Source organism: Arcobacter peruensis, assembly GCF_003711085.1.
In the GTDB taxonomy this organism is placed as follows: Bacteria; Campylobacterota; Campylobacteria; order Campylobacterales; family Arcobacteraceae; genus Poseidonibacter; species Poseidonibacter parvus.
The window spans coordinates 2,314,245-2,335,133 of the sequence record NZ_CP032363.1; the positions used below are offsets into that span (position 1 = coordinate 2,314,245).

21 protein-coding genes are annotated in these 20,889 nt (G+C 27.9%); 11 read left to right on the forward strand and 10 right to left on the reverse strand.

Translation table 11 applies throughout. From position 1 onward, the window contains the following. Window positions 1-7: 7 nt before the first annotated feature. Window positions 8-967 (reverse strand): ABC transporter permease, encoded by a 960-nt coding sequence (locus tag D3Z07_RS11445; protein ID WP_076088617.1) that lies wholly within the window; start codon window positions 965-967, stop codon window positions 8-10. 82 nt (window positions 968-1,049) lie between these two features. On the opposite strand from D3Z07_RS11445, the gene D3Z07_RS11450 reads away from it, so the two are divergent. Further along, window positions 1,050-2,267, forward strand: a complete 1,218-nt coding sequence (locus D3Z07_RS11450; RefSeq protein ID WP_122893937.1) for a glycosyltransferase family 4 protein — start codon at window positions 1,050-1,052, stop codon at window positions 2,265-2,267. 62 nt (window positions 2,268-2,329) lie between these two features. Beyond that, complete coding sequence (gene acpS, locus D3Z07_RS11455) at window positions 2,330-2,680, forward strand: holo-ACP synthase (RefSeq protein WP_122893938.1); 351 nt, start codon at window positions 2,330-2,332, stop codon at window positions 2,678-2,680. A 20-nt stretch (window positions 2,681-2,700) separates the two neighbouring features. Here the strand turns inward: acpS and ruvX are convergent, their stop codons facing one another. Next, the gene (ruvX, locus tag D3Z07_RS11460; protein ID WP_076088611.1) at window positions 2,701-3,081 is read right to left on the reverse strand and encodes a Holliday junction resolvase RuvX; all 381 of its coding nucleotides are present in this window, start codon (window positions 3,079-3,081) and stop codon (window positions 2,701-2,703) included. Continuing rightward, a complete protein-coding gene (locus D3Z07_RS11465; protein ID WP_122893939.1) occupies window positions 3,078-3,989 on the reverse strand; it encodes a methylenetetrahydrofolate reductase in 912 nt (303 codons plus the stop codon). The genes ruvX and D3Z07_RS11465 overlap by 4 nt, the downstream gene beginning before the upstream one ends. 81 nt (window positions 3,990-4,070) lie before the next feature. Between D3Z07_RS11465 and serB the strand changes: the two genes are divergently transcribed. From serB to D3Z07_RS11480, 3 genes are all read left to right on the forward strand, one after another. Then, window positions 4,071-4,691, forward strand: coding sequence for a phosphoserine phosphatase SerB (gene serB, locus D3Z07_RS11470; RefSeq protein ID WP_076088607.1), 621 nt, complete (start codon window positions 4,071-4,073; stop codon window positions 4,689-4,691). Window positions 4,692-4,700: 9 nt separating this feature from the next. Beyond that, window positions 4,701-5,693 (forward strand): transaldolase, encoded by a 993-nt coding sequence (locus D3Z07_RS11475; protein ID WP_122893940.1) that lies wholly within the window; start codon window positions 4,701-4,703, stop codon window positions 5,691-5,693. Between the two features lie 88 nt (window positions 5,694-5,781). Continuing rightward, window positions 5,782-7,146: a class II 3-deoxy-7-phosphoheptulonate synthase gene (locus D3Z07_RS11480; RefSeq protein ID WP_076088603.1), complete on the forward strand. Its 1,365-nt coding sequence runs from the start codon at window positions 5,782-5,784 to the stop codon at window positions 7,144-7,146. Window positions 7,147-7,200: 54 nt separating this feature from the next. Here D3Z07_RS11480 and D3Z07_RS11485 read toward each other — a convergent pair whose 3' ends face one another. From D3Z07_RS11485 to tgt, 3 genes are all read right to left on the reverse strand, one after another. Then, window positions 7,201-7,542 carry an arsenate reductase family protein gene (locus D3Z07_RS11485; protein ID WP_076088601.1) on the reverse strand — a complete coding sequence of 114 codons (342 nt, stop codon included), beginning with the start codon at window positions 7,540-7,542 and terminating at the stop codon, window positions 7,201-7,203. A gap of 4 nt (window positions 7,543-7,546) precedes the next feature. Then, complete coding sequence (gene gatC, locus D3Z07_RS11490) at window positions 7,547-7,837, reverse strand: Asp-tRNA(Asn)/Glu-tRNA(Gln) amidotransferase subunit GatC (protein WP_076088599.1); 291 nt, start codon at window positions 7,835-7,837, stop codon at window positions 7,547-7,549. A 70-nt stretch (window positions 7,838-7,907) separates the two neighbouring features. Beyond that, the gene (gene tgt, locus D3Z07_RS11495) at window positions 7,908-9,032 is read right to left on the reverse strand and encodes a tRNA guanosine(34) transglycosylase Tgt (protein WP_122893941.1); all 1,125 of its coding nucleotides are present in this window, start codon (window positions 9,030-9,032) and stop codon (window positions 7,908-7,910) included. Window positions 9,033-9,146: 114 nt separating this feature from the next. On the opposite strand from tgt, the gene D3Z07_RS11500 reads away from it, so the two are divergent. The 6 genes from D3Z07_RS11500 to nhaA all read left to right on the forward strand — a co-directional run bounded on the left by D3Z07_RS11500 (window position 9,147) and on the right by nhaA (window position 16,356). Further along, entirely contained in the window at window positions 9,147-10,589 is a 1,443-nt protein-coding gene (locus D3Z07_RS11500) for a TolC family protein (protein WP_122893942.1), read from the forward strand. A 43-nt stretch (window positions 10,590-10,632) separates the two neighbouring features. After that, window positions 10,633-12,063, forward strand: coding sequence for a COG3400 family protein (locus tag D3Z07_RS11505; protein ID WP_228144672.1), 1,431 nt, complete (start codon window positions 10,633-10,635; stop codon window positions 12,061-12,063). Window positions 12,064-12,080: 17 nt separating this feature from the next. Further along, window positions 12,081-13,211 carry a succinyldiaminopimelate transaminase gene (locus D3Z07_RS11510; protein WP_122893943.1) on the forward strand — a complete coding sequence of 377 codons (1,131 nt, stop codon included), beginning with the start codon at window positions 12,081-12,083 and terminating at the stop codon, window positions 13,209-13,211. Further along, a complete protein-coding gene (locus tag D3Z07_RS11515) occupies window positions 13,204-13,785 on the forward strand; it encodes a hypothetical protein (protein WP_076088589.1) in 582 nt (193 codons plus the stop codon). Before D3Z07_RS11510 ends, D3Z07_RS11515 begins: the two co-directional genes overlap by 8 nt. Further along, a complete protein-coding gene (murC, locus tag D3Z07_RS11520) occupies window positions 13,785-15,089 on the forward strand; it encodes a UDP-N-acetylmuramate--L-alanine ligase (protein WP_076088587.1) in 1,305 nt (434 codons plus the stop codon). Before D3Z07_RS11515 ends, murC begins: the two co-directional genes overlap by 1 nt. A 79-nt stretch (window positions 15,090-15,168) precedes the next feature. After that, window positions 15,169-16,356 (forward strand): Na+/H+ antiporter NhaA, encoded by a 1,188-nt coding sequence (nhaA, locus tag D3Z07_RS11525; RefSeq protein WP_122893944.1) that lies wholly within the window; start codon window positions 15,169-15,171, stop codon window positions 16,354-16,356. On the opposite strand, the gene D3Z07_RS11530 is transcribed toward nhaA, so the two are convergent. Genes D3Z07_RS11530 through ilvC form a run of 4 tightly spaced genes read right to left on the reverse strand, consistent with a single transcriptional unit; the run spans window position 16,353 to window position 20,856 of the window. Further along, window positions 16,353-17,765: a sensor domain-containing diguanylate cyclase gene (locus tag D3Z07_RS11530; RefSeq protein WP_122893945.1), complete on the reverse strand. Its 1,413-nt coding sequence runs from the start codon at window positions 17,763-17,765 to the stop codon at window positions 16,353-16,355. The genes nhaA and D3Z07_RS11530 overlap by 4 nt on opposite strands. Before the next feature lie 50 nt (window positions 17,766-17,815). Further along, window positions 17,816-18,592 carry a DNA-processing protein DprA gene (locus tag D3Z07_RS11535; protein WP_122893946.1) on the reverse strand — a complete coding sequence of 259 codons (777 nt, stop codon included), beginning with the start codon at window positions 18,590-18,592 and terminating at the stop codon, window positions 17,816-17,818. 54 nt (window positions 18,593-18,646) lie between these two features. Continuing rightward, window positions 18,647-19,789, reverse strand: coding sequence for a divergent polysaccharide deacetylase family protein (locus D3Z07_RS11540; RefSeq protein WP_122893947.1), 1,143 nt, complete (start codon window positions 19,787-19,789; stop codon window positions 18,647-18,649). Between the two features lie 44 nt (window positions 19,790-19,833). Further along, window positions 19,834-20,856: a ketol-acid reductoisomerase gene (gene ilvC, locus D3Z07_RS11545; protein ID WP_076088577.1), complete on the reverse strand. Its 1,023-nt coding sequence runs from the start codon at window positions 20,854-20,856 to the stop codon at window positions 19,834-19,836. Window positions 20,857-20,889: the final 33 nt, after the last annotated feature.

The following is a 20,889-nucleotide window of genomic DNA, read 5'->3' on the forward strand; positions in this document are numbered from 1 at the left end:
AATTATATCACTTTCCGTCATAATTTGGATTTAATTTTAGTAAAACTAAATCAGCTATCATATTCCCAATTAGTGTTAAAAATGCTCCAATTATTAATATCCCCATAATTACAGGGTAATCATGACTTAATGCACTTTGAAAAAACAATAATCCCATTCCATCAATTGAAAATATAGTTTCAAGTATTACAGACCCACCAATAATTCCAGGAAGTGAAAGTCCTAAAAGTGTAATAACGGGAGGATATAAATTTGGTAAAATATAATATCTCAGAATTTGCCTATCATTTAAAGCTCTTGATTTTGCAAAAAATATGTAATCTGATTTTAATATTTCAATAGTTAAAGACCTAATATATAATGTCAAACTCCCAATTCCTCCAAATACAATAATAGTAATAGGCATTATTAAATGCCAAGCAAAATCTAAATAATAGTTCAAACTTCCATCGTTAGGAACGGAATGAAGTCCTGCAATTGGTAAAACTTCATAAGTAATAGAAAAAACTAAAACTCCTAAAAGTGCTAAATAAAATGAAGGCATAGAAAAACTAATAAGTGAAAGCTGGTTTACAAATTTATCAAAAAAGCTATTTTTATTTAAAGCTGCTTTTATTCCTAAATATAAAGATAAAACAAATATTAAAAACATTGAAATTATGTTTATAATTAAAGTAATTGGAATTCTTGTTAAAATCTCATCTTTTACCATAGAACCACTTGCAAAAGAAATCCCAAAATCAAATTGTATTATTGCAATAATCCAAGAGTAAAACTGCATATATAAAGGTTTATCCAAACCATAAATTGCTTTTAATTGAGCGATAGATTCTTCTGTAATATTAGGGTTTAAAGAACCACTTGCAAAAAATGAATTAGGTGCTAGATTTATTGCTAAAAAAGAAATAAGGCTAATAATAAAAAGCATAATAATTAAGTATAATAGTTTATTCAAAAATAATTTCATAAAATGATTATACAAGATAAGTGTTTATAAATTGGTGATTTTATTAGTAGGCTTTACAAAAAACTAAATCTAAAGAGAAAAAATGAGAATATTACATGCTTTAGCACAAAGACCAGGGAAAACTGGAAGTGGTGTATTTTTACAACAATTATTTAAAACTGGTTTTGAAAAAAATTATGAACAAGCAGTATTAGCAGGCGTTCCTATCTATGAACAAGACCCTGGAATTGATAATTTAGATTTAAAAAACTTTTATCCTGTATTATTTGAAACAAAAGAGCTAGATTTTCCTGTCGTTGGAATGAGTGATGTTATGCCATATTCTAGTACAAAGTATAGTTCTTTAGATCAAAATATGTTTAAAGCATATGAAAAAGCCTTTAAAAAAATCATAAAAAAAGCAGTTGAGGATTTTAAACCAGATGTAGTAATTTGTAATCATATTTGGCTTTTATGTACTTTTATAAAAGATTTATATCCGGATTTAAAAGTATTAGTTTTATGTCATGGAACTGATTTAAGACAGCTTGAACGTTCACCTATGTTAGTACCCATTGTAAAAGATAAAGTGCCAAAGTGTGATTATCTTTTTGCTTTAAATTCTGCACAAGAAAAAGAGATAAAAGAACTTTATGATTTAAAAGAAAATCAAGTAATTACAAGTGGAAGTGGCTATAACCCTGAAATGTTTTTTCCAATAAAAAGAGATAAAAATAAAAAAATAAAAATTGCATACATAGGAAAAATATGTAATTACAAAGGTGTACCAAATCTTTTAAATGCAATTGATAAAAGTAAAAACTATGAAAATTTTGAATTAAATTTAATTGGTCATGGAAATGTAGAAGAGAGTGTTGAAATTATAGATAGTATAAAAGCAAGAAAAACGCAGATAAACTATTTAGGTGCAATTGCACAAGATGAATTAGCAAAGTTTTTACGAAGTTGTGACATATTTATTCTTCCTTCTTTTTTTGAAGGACTTCCTTTAGTTGTAATCGAAGCCTTAGCTTCAGGTGCAAAAGTTATATGTACAAATTTACCAGGTCTTGATGATTTTTTAGGAGAAGATTTAAAAGATTTAAAAGCTATTAGGTACATAAAAATGCCAAGATTAAAAAATGTAGATACTCCTTTTAGTGAAGATATTGAAGGTTTTGAAGAAGATATTTTAAAAAATATTGATGGAGTTTGTCAAGAGATAGTAGATAATCAAGAATACAAAATAGATGAAGTAATAAAAACTTTAGAAGATAAAACTTGGCATGGATTATTTTATAGACTTGCAAAGTATTTCTAATAAACACAGTCGAAACAAGATATAATTCTTTGAATTAATGATATAAAAAAGATAGGTTTAAAATGACAGGAATAGATATAGCTTCTATTAATAGAATAAAAAGAATGTATGAAAAATTTGGTAGACGTGCTTATGAAAAATTTTTAAATGAAGAGGAAATAGCTTTAATTAAAAGACCAGAAACTGCTGCAGGTTTTTGGGCTGCTAAAGAAGCTGCTAGTAAAGCAATTGGCACAGGTATTGGAGCTGATTGTTCTTTTCATGATATTAAAATATCAAAAACAGAAAAAGGCGCTCCAAAGATTAAATATAAGAAAAAAGTGCGAAAAAAATTTAATATTAAAGAATCTCATGTTTCTATTACACATGATGAAGGTTTCGCAATAGCAGTTGTTCATAATATCTTAAAATAAAGAGATTATAAAAAAGATAGTTATTGTTTAGCTAGAAATCTCTCAAGTATAATTTTTGCTGCTATTGAGTCAACTCTTCCATCTCTTTTATACTTGATTTGACCTTTCATCATATCTTCTGCTTCAATTGAACTCATATTTTCTTCTTGAAATTCATAGGGAATTTCAAGCTCTAGTAAGTTTACAAAGTGTTTTATTCTTTTTTGCATATCAAGACTTGAGCTTGGATATCCAACTACAAGTTTTTTGATATCCCATTCTTTTAAAAATATATTTACATCACGTGCAGCTTGATTTCTATTTTTTCTCAAAATTGCATCTTTAGGTGTTACAATATTTGAAGAAACACATATTGCAAGACCAATTCTTTTTAAACCAATATCAATACTTGCTATACTCAAGAAATAATCTCATTTGCAATATCAAATTTATTTGCTGTCATTAAGTGAACTTTTGGATGTATTTTCCGAACTTCTTTGTAAATATCTTGACTTAATTGCATTCCAACCTTATATTCTTCATCCACAGAAATTTTATGAGCAGATTCAAGCTTATCAATCCACATTTGTGGTACATGAATTCCTGGAACTTGAGCTGATAAAAATAAGGCAGTTCTTAGTTTTGTAATTGGAAATAATCCAATAATTAGTTGAGATTTTTTCTTATCACCTTCAACATCTTCTTTTGCTTTGTCAAATGATTCTAAAAGTTTTTTAGCGTTATCAACATCAAATAAAGGCTGAGTAATAATTCCTAATGAACCATTTTGTATTTTATTATGCATCTTTTTTTCTAGTGATGTAAAGCTTTTTGCATAAGAGTTTACAACTGAAAATGGAAAGATTTGTTTTGGTTCAATTTTAAAAGGATGTCCTGCAAAGTCCATTCCATAATTAAATGACTTAATGATTTTTAAAAGCATTAATGAGTTTGCTTCAAATACACCTTTTGCATGAGGCTGGTCACTCATTTTAGCAGGATCTCCTGTTAGTGCTAAAATAGCACGTACATCAAAGTCACTTGCTCCTAAAAGATCAGATTGTAAAGCAATTTTATTTCTATCTCTCATAGACATAGTTGCAATTACGGGTTTTGAGAATTCTTGTTGTAGTTTTAATGATGCGAATAATGCATTGTATTTTAATTTTGCAAGAGGATTATCTGTACAAGAGAATCCATCTACTTTACTTTGTAGGTTAAATTTTTTAATTCTTTCAATAATATTATGCATAGATGGTTCATGCTGTGGTGTTGTTTCTAATGTTAAATATTTATCTTCTTGTAGTTTTTGTATCAGTGTTTCAAACATAGTGAAAAACAATCCTTTTAGTATATTTAGTTTAATTTAGATAATATTATATCCTTAAAAGACTAAAACTAGGGAAAATTAATGAAATTAGCTGTTTTTGATTTTGATTCAACACTTATGGATGGAGAGACAATTGACTTTCTAGCAGATGAGTTAGGAATAGGAAAAGAAGTTGCAGAAATTACAGAAGAAGCAATGTCAGGAAGACTTGATTTTTTTGAATCTTTAACTACAAGAGTTGCATTACTTAAAGGCTTAGAATATAAAAAAGCAGTAGAAATATGTAAAGATTTACCACTAATGCCAGGTGCAAAAGAATTAATTCCTGCATTAAAAGAAAAAGGCTACAAGGTCGTATGTTTCTCAGGTGGTTTTAGAATAGGAACAAGTCCTGCAAAAGATATATTAGGTTTAGATGCAGATTTTTCAAATATTTTACATGAAAAAGATGGAATTTTAACTGGTCTTGTAGGTGGAGATATGATGTTCTCATCATCAAAAGGTGATATGATTCAAAGATTACAAGCTATTTTAGGTGTTAGCAAAGCTGATACTTTAGTTTGTGGTGATGGAGCTAATGATTTATCTATGTTTGCTCATGCTGATACTAGAATTGCATTTTGTGCAAGAGATGTATTAAAAAAAGAAGCAAATATAATAATAGATGAAAAAGATTTAACAAAAATTTTAGAAAAAATATAAGGATAAAAGATGAGTTTAAAAGAAAATATTAATTACTCTTTATGGTGTGATTTTATAGAAAGAGATTTTTTAGAAAATAGATTTCAAGAAATAATTAAAGATGAAACTATTCAAGGAGCTACATCAAATCCAGCAATTTTTGAATCATCAATATCAAATTCTGTTGCATATAAACAACAACTTGATATGTTACAAGCTAATAATGCAAAAACTATTTATGAAGAATTAGCACTTACAGATATTAAAAGAGCAGCCCAGCTTTTATCTGATTTACACAAAAATGATACTGATGATGGATTTATTTCTATTGAGGTTGATCCATTATTATGTGATGATGCACAAGGTACTATTGAAGAAGGTTTAAGATTGTATTCTTCAATTAATGCAGAAAATGTAATGATTAAAGTTCCTGCTACTGATGCTGGTTATATTGCAATGAGAGAGTTAACTTCTCGAGGTATTCATGTAAATGCAACATTAATTTTCTCACCAGATCAAGCTATTAAATGTGCACAAGCACTTAATGAAGGTATTATAGAATCAAATAAAGATATTAAAGCAGTTGTTTCTGTATTCGTTTCTAGATTTGATAGAATGTGTGATGCTGATTTTGTAACAAAATGTTTAGAAGCTTCTAAATTAGGTATTGTAAATGCTACAAAATGTTATCATGAAATTAATAAATTAAAAAATAAAAATATAAGAACATTATTTGCAAGTACGGGAGTTAAAGGTAATGAATTAGCTCCAAGTTATTACATTGATAATTTAATTTTTCCAAACTCTGTAAATACTGCTCCACTTGCAACAATTGAAGATTGGTTAAAAGATGGTGTTAAAGAAGAAACTCAAATAATAAGTGAAGAAGAGTGTAATGAATACTTTGCAAACTTAGAAGAGAAAAAAATTAATATGGAAAAAGTTTATAATGACCTTTTAACACAAGGTTTAGATGCATTTAAAGTATCATTTAAAGATTTATTATCAAAATTAATTAACTAGTAAAATTACAAAACAGTAACAAAGATATATAAACTCATTAAGATGAGATTAGATAAAATAATACAATTTAAAATTAAAAGGCAATAAAATGAATAATTGGAATCCAGATACATGGAGAGATTTTCCAATCAAGCAACAACCAACTTACCCTGATTTAGAAAAGTTAAAGAAAGTAGAAAAAGAATTAGCTTCTTATCCTCCTTTAATTTTTGCAGGGGAAGCACTAAATTTAAAAAATCAATTAGCAGATGTTGTTAATGGAAAAGCATTCTTACTTCAAGGTGGAGATTGTGCTGAATCATTTACAGCTTTTGATGCAAATAATATTAAAAATCTTTTTAAAGTTATGATGCAAATGTCTGTTGTATTAACATTCTCAGGAGGTTGTCCGGTTGTAAAAGTAGGACGAGTTGCTGGACAGTTTGCAAAACCTAGATCTTCAGATTTTGAAGAAATAAATGGTATTTCACTACCTTCGTATAGAGGTGATATTGTTAATGATATTGATTTTAATGAAAAATCTAGAAATCCAAAACCTAAAAAGTTATTAAAAGCATATAATCAAAGTGCAGCGACAATGAACTTGCTTCGTGCTTTCTCTCGTGGTGGAATGGCTGATTTAAATCAAGTTCATTTATGGAATACAGATTTTGTAAATGACCATACTTTAGGTGATAAATATGATGAGGTTTCTTCTAAAATTACTGAATCATTAAACTTTATGAAAGCCTGTGGAATTACAAGTGAAACTTCACCTGCTCTTGCACAAACTACACTGTTTACTTCACATGAAGCATTATTATTAAATTATGAACAAGCACTTACAAGAAGAGATTCAATTACTGGTGATTGGTTTAACTGTGCTGCACATATGTTATGGATTGGTGATAGAACAAGAGACTTAAAAGATGCTCATATTGAGTATTTTAGAGGTATTCAAAATCCTATTGCTTGTAAAGTAGGTCCAACAATGAAAGAAGAAGAACTTATTCAATTAATTGATAAATTAAACCCGAATAATGAAGCAGGAAGACTTAACTTAATTGTTCGAATGGGTGCAAATAAAATAGGTGAACATTTCCCTAAACTTTTAAAAAGAGTTAAAAAAGAGGGTAAAAATGTATTATGGTCGTCAGACCCAATGCATGGAAATACTATCAAAGCTGATAATGGTTATAAAACTAGAGATTTTGAAGCTATTTTATCAGAAGTAAAACAATTCTTCCAAATCCATAGAGCTGAAGGAACATACGCTGGTGGTATTCACTTAGAAATGACAGGACAAGATGTAACTGAGTGTACAGGAAGTACAAGTTCAGCTGTTACAACTGAAGGATTAGCATCGAGATATCACACACAATGTGATCCACGATTAAATGCTGATCAAGCTTTAGAGTTATCATTTATGATTGCTGATACTTTAAAAGAAGCTAGAAAAGATATTATTGTATAAAAAAAGGGGAAGTTTTTAAACTTCCCCTTTTTTAATTTTATAGTTTAAAATATTTTATAAAAAAGTTTCTTTGTAAACTTCTTCATTAAATGCAACCATTACTTTTCCATCATATTCAATCACTGGTCTTTTAAAAAGCATTGGTTCATCTTTTAGCCACTTGATTTTTCCTTCATCATCCAAATTTAACTCTTTTAATTTTAAAGTTCTATATTTAGTTCCTCTTGAATTAAAAAGTAAATTTAAATCTGATTTTTCTACCCATGAATCTACAGTTTGTGAAGTTGGCGTTTCTTTTTTAAAATCAAAAAAATCAACTTCTATTTCGTTGTCCTTAAAGAACCTTAAGGCTTTTCTAACTGAGTCACAAGTTTTTATTCCATAAACTTTAATCATAAGCTTACTCTATAATCTTAGGAACTACAAAGTAACCATCTTCACTCTTTGGAGAGTGTTTTAGTATATGCTTCGATAATTCTAAATCTTGATTAGCTTCATCTTCTCTTAGGGGGCTTCCACCTTCAATAGTAGAGAATGTTGCATCAATACCTGATACATCAATTTCATTTAAATTTTCAACAAAGTTAATAATATCAGCAAGTTCTGCTTTTAAGTTTTCTTTTTTTGACTCATCTATTTCTAAACTAGATAATTTTGATAGTTTTGCAATTAAGTTATCATCAACAGTCATTTTATTCCTTCTGTCTTATTGTTTATATATTTTGGTATTTTATCTAAAAGAAGATTAACTCTTCTTTTGCTTATTTTTCTCTTTTTTTATAAAAATCTTCTTTAAATTCAATCCAATTATCAGCTAATATAGCTTCTCTAGCTTTACTCATTAGAGTTAAATAGTAATGAATATTATGCATAGATGCAAGTCTAAAGAAAGTCATTTCACCTGCTTTATAAAGATGGTTTAAATATGCTCTTGAAAAGTTTTTACAAGTATAGCAATCACAAGCAGGATCTATAGGCTGTGAGTCTTCTTTAAATTCTGCTTTTCTAATGTTAACTCTTCCAAATGTTGTAAATAGTGTTCCATTTCTTGCATTTCTTGTAGGCATTACACAATCAAACATATCAACACCACGTTCAATATTTTCAATTAAATCTTCAGGAGTTCCAACACCCATTAAATATCTTGGTTTATCTTTTGGCATAAAGTCTGTTGTCCACTCAACTGTTTTATACATATCAACATTAGGTTCACCTACACTTAATCCACCAATTGCAAAACCATCATAGTCTTCAAGTGAACATAATTGTTCAGCACTCATTTGTCTAAATTTTTTGCTAGTTCCACCTTGAATAATTGCAAAAATATTTTGATCTACTCCAATACCTTTTTCTTGTTGAGCTTTATGATAAGTTATTGCTTCTTGCGCCCATTTAGTTGTTCTTTGAATTGACTTTTCAATTCTTTCATCTGTATTTGGAAGTGCTACTAAATCATCTAAAATCATCATAATATCAGAACCCAAATCATATTGCGTATCAAGTACACTTTGAGGTGTAAAGAAGTGCTTGCTTCCATCAATATGAGATTTGAACATAATTCCATCTTCATGTTGTTTTGTATTTTTGCTTAAAGAAAAAGCTTGAAATCCTCCAGAGTCAGTTAAAAAAGAGTTTGGGAATTTTGAAAAGCCATGAAGTCCTCCCATTTTTTTAACTATCTTACTTCCTGGACGTAAGTATAAATGGTATGTATTCCCTAAAATAATTTTTGCACCAAGTTCAAGCATGTCATTTGCATCAAGTGTTTTAACTGTTCCTTGAGTACCAACTGGCATGAAAACTGGTGTTTGAATTGTACTATGAGCTGTTTGAATTGTACATGCTCTAGTTTTATGGTGTGATGTTGCATCTATTTGAAATTGCATTTGATAAAAAACCTTTATTGTAATTACGCAATTATATCAAAAGTAAATTAATTTATAAAAATAATATTTATTAACTTTCATTTAATTATTATTAAATTATAACAAGGAAGATAAATGAAGTTTATATTAGCTTTTCTATTGATAGTAAATGCTTTGTATGCAAGTGTAAAAGAAGTTACTTTAAGTGAAGCAATAAAAATTGCATTAGAAAATAATAAACAAAATAAAATTTCAAAAATTGGATTAGAAATTGCAGATGCACAATATAAGCAAGCAATTAGTGCAAATTATCCAGCTATAAATGCAATGGTTGTAGGACAAAGAGTTAAAGAAGATGTTATTTATCAACAAAGAGGAGCTATTAATTTACCTTCTGATACTGCAAAATCACTTGCTCTTTCTCAAATGTTAGCAAATGGTTTAGATTTAGCAACTGCGCAAGCTACAATTAATTCATATCCAAGTGGAACTTTTGACAATCAAACTTTATCAATAGATACAGATACAACTGCATTAGGTCGAGACACAGTAAAAGGTTCATTAAATCTTTTATACCCTTTATTTACAGGCGGAAAGATATCTTCTGTAATTGAGCAAGCAAAATTAAATAAATTATTAGCAATGAATACAATAAAAAGAACGGACTTAGATGTTGCATATGATATTAAAAAATATTTTTATGGCTATGTTTTAACTAATGAATTATATAAGATTTCAAAAGCAACACTTGATAGTATGACTTATGTTGAGAATTTAACAAAGCAGTTTTACGAAAGTGGTGATTCTTTAAATGTTAAGAAAACTGATTACTTATCTATTCAAGTTACTCTTGCATTGATTGAATCAATAGTTGCAAAAATTGATGCTAATAGATTTTTAGTAAAATCTGCACTTGCAAATGCTATGGGATTACCATGGGATAGTGAAATAGAAGCAAAATATACAAATAATGAATTATTACCTCCTAAATACTCACTATCAAAACTAGTTCAAAGTGCATACAAATCAAATAGTGATATTAGAAAAATGGATATTGCTTTAAAAATATCAAAAGAGCAAATAAAAGAACAACAAGCAGGTCATTACCCAACACTTGCACTTATGGGTGAAGTTTCACATACTTATAACTCTTACGAATATGGATATTTAAGTGATGATAAAGAGAATTCTTGGAATGTTGGTTTTGCTGCTGAAATGCCATTATTTGATGGCTTTAGAACAACTAATATGGTTGCAGAAAAGAAATTAGAAAAAAAGAAATTGCATTTATTAGAAGATATGGTAAAAGATGGTGTTGCACTACAAATTAAAAATGAACTTAACACAGCACTTATTGGTTTTAAACAAATACAGACACTAAAGAAAGCAAAAAAACTTGCAACTAACAGTAGAGAACTACATATAAGAGCATATCAAATTGATGCAGTGACTTCTCAAAAGGTTATTGAATCACAATATATTGAATCTTATGTAAAAGCTGATTACTTAAAATATGTACATGATTACCTAATGTCTTTAGCTAAGATTGATAAATTAATTGGTGAGGAAGTAAGATAAAAATATAAATCTACTATTAATTTAAAAAAGATATAATATCCGAATGAAAAAAATCTTGATTATTTTAGATGGTATTGTTGCAAAAAAATTGATGCATCGTATCGTAGAAGCAAATACTGGCGATAACTCTTATGATATTATTTATATGAGTGATGCCATTCTTCCTGTTCAAAAGCCCTCAAACTTTACTTTTTATAAGTTTGACCCAACTTCAAACTCTAAGCTTGCTATGGTTTTAGATAAGAATATCCATACTGAAGTTTTAATTGCATTAAACTCTAAAGATGAGATGATTAATGTAACAAAAAATATTAGAAGCCATAAAAAAAATCTTCAAATGACAGTTTTGGATTATTGGGGATTAGGGTTAAAAGATCCTTATATAAATGTTTATAAAGGAATTGAAGTTTTAGCAAATGGGATGGTTGAAAGACTTCCAAATATTCCAGTTGTTGCTCAAAATATTGGTCTAAAACAAGGTGAAATTATGGAAATTAGAGTTCCTTTTGGAAGCTCTTATGCCTATAGATATATTGGATCAATTGAGCAAAAAGAATGGAAAATATTTGCACTTTATAGAAATCAACAATTAGTAAATATAAAACCATCACTAGTTTTAAAGCCAAATGATGTAATTTTAGTAATTGGTAAACCTTATGTTTTAATGCAAATATATAATGCAATTGGTAAAACTCAAGGTCAATTTCCAATGCCCTTTGGACATAATATATATTTATATTTAGACCTTTATTTACAAAATGAATTAAGTGTAAAAAAAGCAATTGAAGAAGCTAAAACATTAAATCAAAAATTAAAAAACAATAAATTAATAGTTAGAATTACAAGACCTACAACACCTCAAATTATGGACCATATTAAAAATGAGTTTAAATATTTTGATAGTATTGTTATGCGAATTGATTATTCAAATAAGGGCTTTAATAAAATTTTAAAAGAAGATTTTAGAAAGTATGATATTGGAATGATGATTTTAACCCAAGAAATGTTTAAAGACAAAGATTCTATAAAAAATATTATTAACTTAAAAGTTCCTATTTTTAAATTAGGAAATGAGAAATTGAAATCAATAAAACAAACAGTTGTTTTATTAAATGATACGCATTCTTATGAACAAATCTCACCTATTGTTTTTGATGTTGCAAGTCAAATGAAAACAAAAACAAGAATTTTTGATTTAGATCCTATTGGTGAAGAAGAAGATAAAACAAACCTTTTAGATCATTTTGAAAATCTTGCAAAAATATTTAATGAAAAAATAGAAATTATATCAAGTAGTGAAAATCCTATACGTGAATTAAAAAAGCAAAAAAGTATGCTTCAAATTTTACCTTTAAAAGAAGAAATGCTTAAAAAAAGATTTTCATTTAAATTCTTCTATACAAATACTGATTTTATCTCTTTTGATATGAATAAATATAATCAATTATTAGTTCCAATAGTTGAAGAACAATAGAAATTAAGGAAAAATAAATGAATTTTGAAAAATACCCTTTCGAAAGACTAACAGAAATTTTAAGTGATGTTGAAGGTAATGGAAATTATGAATTATCTGCATTAACTATTGGTGAACCAAAATTTGAAACACCTGATTTTATACAAGATACATTAAAAAACTCAACTGAGTTATTGAAAAAATATCCTGCATCTGCTGGAATACCTGAATTAAAAGAAGCAATGATTAATTTTGTAAGTAAAAGATTTGATGTAAATTTAGATTTTTCACAAATAATTCCAACATTTGGAACAAGAGAGGTATTATTTAACTTTCCTCAGTTTGCATTATTTGATATAAAAAACCCTGTAATTGCTTTTACGAATCCATTTTATCAAATTTATGAAGGTGCTGCAATTGCAAGTAGGGCAGAAGTTATACATATTGATTTAGTAAAAGAGAATGATTTTAAAGCAGAACTAAGTGCTGAGCAATTAAAAAAATGTGATTTAGTTGTTTTAAATTTTCCAAATAATCCTACATCGGCTTCTATGAGTGTACAAGAATTAGGAACTTGGGTTGAAAAAGCTTTAAAATATGATTTTATTTTGATAAATGATGAGTGTTATTCTGAAATTTATTTTGATGAAAATGATAAACCAGCTTCACTTTTAGAAGCTTCAAAATTAGTTGGAAATGATAAGTTTAAAAATGTACTTGTTATGAATTCTATTTCAAAAAGAAGTAGCGCACCTGGTTTACGAAGTGGATTTATTGCAGGTGATGCAAAGATATTAAAAGATTACATGCAATATAGAACTTATGTAGGCTGTGCTTCTCCTGTACCTCTTCAATATGCTGCAGCTGCAGCTTGGAATGAAGAAAGTCATGTAGAGTATTTTAGAAGTATCTATAAAAAGAATTTTGAATTAGCTTATGAAATATTAGGTGTAAAACCACCTCAAGCGACTTTTTATATTTGGCTTGAAGTTGAAGATGAAATAGAGTTTACAAGAGAATTATATAGACAAAAAAACATAAAAGTATTACCTGGTTCTTTTTTAGGAAGAGAAGGAATTGGAAAAGGTTATGTAAGAATAGCTCTTGTAGAAAATGCAAAAAAAACTGAAGAAGTATTAAAAAGATTAAAGGATTTTATTGATGGATAAAGAACAATTAAATGAAGCAAGAACTAACCCTGATTTTATAAAGTATCTTGAAGAAACTAGAGTTAAATCAATGGAAGAAGAAAATATTTCAGCAATGTATGAGACATTAGATTCGATGTTAGTTTTAGATTTAGAAGAAGAAAAAATCAATAAACTTTATGAGCAAATTTTAAAAACATCATTTGCAAATGTTGAAAAAATTGTAAATGAAAATGTAAAATTAAAACTTGAAGATGATAATTTACTTTATGTAAGAGCATTTTATGAACATGCAATTGAAAAATGGTCTTATGATAATTTTGATGGTGCAAAAGAATTAATTTTCGTACTAGCAAATATTATAGAAGATGTTGAACTTGAAAAAGCTTTAAATGTTTTAATTATAGTTTTATCTACTAGAAATCAACTAGACTTTTTTTATGATACTAGTGTTGATCATGAAAAAGAAAATGATGAAGAAAAATATGGTTACTTTATTATGAATTTCAAGTTTAATACTGATGAATTTTTAAATGATAATAAAGACACCTTAGAAAAAGAATACAAAAATTTAAAACACTTATTGGATAGCTAATGAAAGTACATTTTATAGGAATAGGTGGAATTGGACTTTCTGCTCTAGCAAGATTTTTAAATAACGATGGTCATGAAATATCTGGTTCTGATATGAAAGACTCACCAATTACAAAAGAGCTTCAAAATGAAGGTATACAAGTTTCTTGTCCTCAAGAAGCAAAGAACATTAAAGATGATTTTGATTTAGTAATATATTCAGCAGCAGTAACAGATGAAAATCCTGAATTAATTCAAGCAAGACTTAATCAAACAAGAACACTTTCAAGAAAAGAAGCACTTCCTATTGTTTTAGGTGATAAGAAAAATTATTGTGTGGCAGGGGCTCATGGTAAATCAACTACAACAGCGATTTTAGCTTCAATTTTACAAAGTTCAGCACTAATTGGTGCAATTTCAAAAGATTTTGGTTCAAACTTTAGGTATGTAAACGATTTAGTTGCTTTTGAAGCTGATGAATCAGATGCATCTTTTTTACTTTCAAATCCATATTGTGCAATTGTTACAAATGCAGAACCAGAGCATATGGAATATTATCACTATGATTATGATAAGTTTTACTCTGCTTATGAAAGTTTTATAGGACTTGCTAAAAAAAGAGTTTTAAATGGTGAAGATAAAGATATCGCTAAGTTAAAAATTCAAGAGGCTACTTATCTTTATCCAAGCAAAGATATTAAAAACTTATCATATACATTAAAAGATAAAGAGCCTTGTACTAGATTTGATTTAAAAGACTTAGGAACATTTGAAGTATGGGGATTTGGTTATCATATTGCAGTTGATGCATCTTTAGCAATTTTAGCAGCACTAAATGAACTTGATATTGAAAGTATAAGAGTTAACCTTTTAAAATATAAAGGTATTAAAAAAAGATTTGATGTAGTTCAAGCAAATGATAAATTTGTTGTAATTGATGATTATGCTCATCATCCAACAGAGATTGAAGTTACAATGAAATCAGTTGAGTTATATGACAACTTAACAAATCTAAATAATAGAATAGTTCTATGGCAACCTCATAAATACTCAAGAACAAGTGATAATCTTGAAGGTTTCAAAAAGTGTTTTAGAAGATGTGATGAGTTAATTATCCTTCCTATTTGGACAATTCCAGGTGAACAAAAAATTGATATAGATTTTGAAAAAGAGTTTGCAGCATATAATCCAATCTTTGCAGATAGAATCTCTTCAACTGCTGGAAGAATAGATTTAATAAAAGATGAAAAAATCATAAAAAGTTATGATGAAGGTATTTTCTTAGGTGTTGGTGCTGGAGATATAACTTACCAATTAAGACACTAGGTAATACTAAAAATTCGTTTTAATATTTAATAAAGTACTTTATACTAAAATAATATATTAAGCTTTAAAGGCAAATATTATGAAAGTATTAGTACGAAAATTTTTACAAAAAGAATCAACAGCTGGTATTATATTAATGCTTGTTACTCTACTTGCATTAATATTTAGCAATACCTTTCTATCTGAGTTTTACAATAACTTTTTACACACTCCTATTGAATTTAAAATAGGTACTATTCTTGATATTTCAAAACCTTTGATACTTTGGGTAAATGATGGATTAATGGCAATTTTCTTTTTACTTATTGGTTTAGAAATAAAACGAGAGTTGATATTAGGACATTTATCATCTCTTTCTAAAATCGCACTTCCTGGTATTGCTGCTATTGGAGGAATGCTAGTCCCTGCTTTAATCTATGTTGCTTTTAATTATGATAATGAGTTTGCATTAAGAGGTTGGGCAATTCCAACTGCTACTGATATTGCCTTTGCTTTAGGAATTTTATCACTTTTAGGAAAAAGAGTTCCTGTTTCACTTAAAATATTTCTAATGGCACTAGCAATTTTTGATGATTTAGGTGCTATTTTAATTATCGCATTCTTTTATACTTCAGATGTTTCTACTATGTCTTTACTTATGGCATTAGTTTGTATTATTATTTTAATTACTATGAATAAAATGCAAATTACATTAGTTAGTACTTATGCTTTTGTTGGAGTAATTTTATGGGTTTTTGTTTTAAAATCAGGTGTTCATGCAACATTAGCTGGTATTATTCTAGCTTTTACAATTCCACTAAATGCTATAAATGAAAAAAGAAAAAGAATTTCTCCTGTAAAAAGTTTACAGCATTATATACATTTTTGGGTTGCTTTTTATATTTTACCTATATTTGCTTTTGTAAATGCAGGAATTGATTTAAGATCATTATCTTTGGATTTAATTATAAATCCAGTATCTCTTGGAATTATTTTTGGTCTTTTTATTGGTAAGCAATTAGGAGTATTTTTCTTTGTTTACTTAGCAGTTAAATTTAAATTTGCATCTTTGCCAAAAGGTACTACTTGGGCACAAATTTATGGAGTTAGTGTTTTAACAGGAATTGGATTTACGATGAGTTTATTTATAGATTCACTAGCTTTTCAAGACTCGGCTATGTTTTCATATACTGATAAACTAGCTATTTTGATAGGTTCTGTTCTTTCTGGAGTATTTGGATATTTAATATTATTGAAAGTTAAAAGTTGTAAAAGGTTTAAAAATTAGATGTTTTTTATTCTAACTTGATTTCTACCATTTCCTTTGGCTTCATAAAGTGCATCATCTGCATTTTTAATTAGATCATTTATACTATAACCTTTTTTGTATTGTGAAATTCCAAAACTTGCTGTAAGTTTTGGAACATTAGAAAACGAATGCTTTTCAATTTTACTTCTAAGTTTTTGAGCTAGAATTTCTTCATTTTTATTTTCACCTTGTGGAATAATAATTAAGAATTCTTCTCCTCCCCATCTTCCTAAAGTATCTGTAATCCTGATATTATCTTTAAGTAATTGTGCTAATTCTTTAAGAATATTATCTCCAGCATTATGGCCATAAGTATCATTTATAAGTTTAAAATCATCTATATCTATGATTATTACAGTAAATGAATAATCAATTCTTTGGGCACGATTAAACTCACTTTGAAGGACGTCATTTAGCTTGTGCCGATTGTATAATTTAGTTAGTTGGTCTGTTATTGAAATTCTTTCAAGTTCACTCTTTTGACTTAAGATATGTGAATAATGACGTAAGATTATCCAAGCCATTACCCATAATAAAAGAGTAATTAATATAGAAATAAATACTTGCATATACCAGTTATCAAGCCAATCTTCATTTGCTTCACCTACAACAACTATAAAAGGAAGGTTTTCAACTTTTCTAACGCTATATAATCTTTCTTTATTATCAAGGGGTGATGCATTTGAATATATCATACTTTTTTCATTTAAAGTGATAAAATTTTTTACAATTGATGATTTTACTTCTTTTCCTAAAGCTTCTAAGATTAAAGGTTGTCTAGCTAAAAGATTTAAATTACTATCAACTATACTGATTATTCCATTTCTACCTAACTTAACTTTTTCTACCCATTGTGAAAAGAATGATAAATTAACACCAATACCAGCTAAGCCTTTATTATCTGGAAATTTACGTACTTGAATAACCATCATTTCATTGATATTACTCATGAACATATTAGAAACATAAGTTTCAAGTTTAGGATTATTCATAGGTTTATAGCACCATTCACGTTTGCTAGCATCAAAACCTACAATTGATGGAGTGTGTGTAATAATGCAGTTCTCATCATTAAGTCCTACACCATTTGAATGAGCTAAAGTCTGACTTTTTTTAACTATAAGTTTTGATATTCTATCATGCTCAACAAGATTACTTGCTGGATATTTTAATGCAGAAACAGGAACCTTATCAATAATATCTCTTAGTACATAATCAGATGCTAAAAATGAGCCTTTTATCCATTCACTTATTAGAAGACTTGTTATTTTTGTTTGTTCAGTTACAAGAGACTTTTTTTGAATATAAGAAGCGTATAAATAAATAGAAAAGAAAGAAACAACAATTATATTAAATATAAGATAATAAAAATAAATTCTTCTTTTCATAAGCTGCCTCTGTAATATAGTATTTGATTATAACTATTTTTTATAAAAATTCATATTATTGACACTTTTGCATTTTCAATTCTTATTTTACCTTCAAGTTCATATTCTAATATTACATCGCCAAACTTACTTATAGCTTCTTCATAACTTGGATTTGTATCACAAAAGTGAAGTATTTCATCATTTTGTTTTAATGATGGAAGTTTATTCGTAATAGTTTGTATAAATTCATCAATGTCATAAATAACTTCAACTAAGCCTTTTTTTACAAGTTCTTGTGTTCCTAAACTTTCATTAATTCTATGAGATAAAGTATATACTTTCTTCCCCATTTTAAGAGCATAATTAACAGAAGTTAAACTTCCTGATTTAATATCAGCTTCTGTTACTATTAAAATATCTCCTAAAGCTACGACTATTTCATTCCTTAAAACAAAAGTATAATTACGTGCTTTTTCACCAGTTTTATAAGCTGAAAGCATTAATCCTTTTTGCTCGATTCCTGAGATTAAGTTTTTATTTACACTTGGATAACGTATATCTAAGCCATTTGCAACAACAGCAATTGTATTATCATAACCTGCTGCAATATGAGAAATAGCATCAACACCCATAGCAGCACCACTAACTATACAAATATCAAAGCTTGATAATTTTGATGCAAGTTTATGAGTAAACTCTTTTGTGTAAGTTGAGGGTCTTCTAGTACCTATTATAGATATTTTTTTCTTTTTTAAAAGATTTGTATTTCCAATATAAAAAAGTTCACTTGGATATTTTTTCATATTTTCTAATTCGGGAATATTAAATGAGATTTGATTAATCATAAATAGCCTAATAATATTTTATTTAATAATATTATTAGTTATATATTTTAAAGCTTAAAGATATGGAAGTTTATTTATAAATATAGGTTCAACATCTTTTAATAAATGTTTTGATTCTCTTAAAACTTTTATAGTCATTGAATGAGGATGACCAATTGCAATTGCATAGCCTCTTTTTTTAGCAATTTTTATTGCTTTTTTAAGTTGATTTTGAATGTAATCATAATCTTTTTTATTGTCTAAAAAAGTATTTCTTACAATATAAGGCATACCATATTTTAAAGCATATTTTTTTGCAACTGATTTAGCACTTGTTCTACTATCCACAAAAATAAAGTTGTATTTTTTTAATGCACGAAATAGTTTGTCCATAGCAGCATCATTTTGAGTAAATACTGAACCTGTATGATTATTTGTATATACAGCATTTGGATACCATTTTCGTAAGTTTTTCACAATTCCTTCAATTTTTGCATAAGAATCATTTATTGTTAAAGTGATTTTTTCTGTTGATTTAAATCCAGGTCCTGCTTGCATTGGAAAATGTATCATATGTACTTTTTGGTCTTGTGCTATTTTTGCAGAATTTATATGACCTTTTTGAGGGGGAAGAAAAGCCATTGTAACATCGTAACCAATATCTAAAATTGCTTTCTTCTGTTTGCTACTACTTACATCATCAATTACAATAGCGATTTTTGCTTTATTCTTTTTGTTATAATGATAAGTTTCTTTTTTAGTTTTTACAGTAGATTTAGGTTTTTGTTTTACAGGTTCTTTTTTTATTACTTGGTTTTCTTTTGGTGCAGGTTCTTTTTTAGGTGTTTCTTTTTTTACTACTTTTTTAGGTTCTTTATTTTCTTTTACTGTTTGATGATCTTCTTTTTCATGTTGATCGTAATCTTTTTTTAACTCTTCTGTTAATTCTTCAAATTTTTCTTTTGGTGTTTCAAGCTTATCAAAATATTCATCTAGTTTTTCATTTTGGAATTTTTTGAGTTCAGTAATTTCTTTTTTTTCTGATTTTAGAATGTCATTATTAATAGTTTTATTTGAATTCTCATTTTTCATTATAAAATAGCTTAAGCCACTAGCTATAAATGCAAATAAAAATATTAGTAGGAAAATCTTTGCTAATTTAGATTTTGAAACTTGTGATGATTTTTTAGTTTTTCGTTTAGTTTTTTTATTACTCATAGTAAGTTATAAATCAAGGAAGAAAATCTTCCTTAATTCTTTTATTAGTTTTTGTCTTGTTGAACGATTTTATTCGCTGCAATCCAAGGCATCATTTCTCTAAGTTCAACACCAGTTTTTTCAATTAGTGTTTCTCTTTGATTATTTCTTTCAGCATTCATTCTTGGGTATCCTGCTTGACCTTCTAAGATAAAGTCTTTTGCAAATCTACCATCTTGAATTTCTTTTAATAATTCTCTCATAGCTGCTTTTGACTCATCATTGATGATTCTTTTACCAGCAATATAATCACCGTATTCAGCAGTATTTGAAATTGAATATCTCATATCAGCGATTCCACCTTCAAACATTAAGTCAACGATTAATTTTAACTCATGTAAACATTCGAAGTATGCCATTTGTGGATCATATCCAGCTTCAGTTAATGTTTCAAAACCTGCTTGAACTAATGCAGTAGCACCACCACATAATACAGCTTGCTCTCCGAATAAATCAGTTTCAGTTTCATCTTTGAAAGTTGTTTCAATAATTGCAGTTCTACCACCACCAATTGCTGAAGCATAAGATAATGCTAATTCTTTAGTTGTTCCACTTGCATCTTGGTGAATTGCAATTAAATCTGGAATTCCTCCACCTTTAACAAATTCAGATCTTACAGTATGACCTGGAGCTTTTGGAGCTACCATCATTACATTGATGTTTTTTGCAGGTGCAATTCTTCCATAATGGATATTAAAACCATGTCCAAATGCTACAGTAGCACCATCTTTTAAGTTAGCTTCGATTTCATTTTTGTAAATATCAGCTTGATTTTCATCTGGTAATAAAATCATTACGATATCAGAAATAGCAGTTGCTTCTGCAACAGTTTTAACTTCAAAACCTTTAGCTTCAGCTTTAGCCCATGAAGCTCCATTTTTTCTTAAACCAACAACAACTTCAACTCCAGAATCTCTTAAGTTTTCTGCGTGTGCGTGACCTTGTGATCCAAAACCAATCATTGCTACTTTTTTTGATTTAACTAAATCAATATTACAATCTTTATCATAGTATACGTCTAATGCCATTATTATGTCCCTCTAGTAAAATTTTAGAGATTA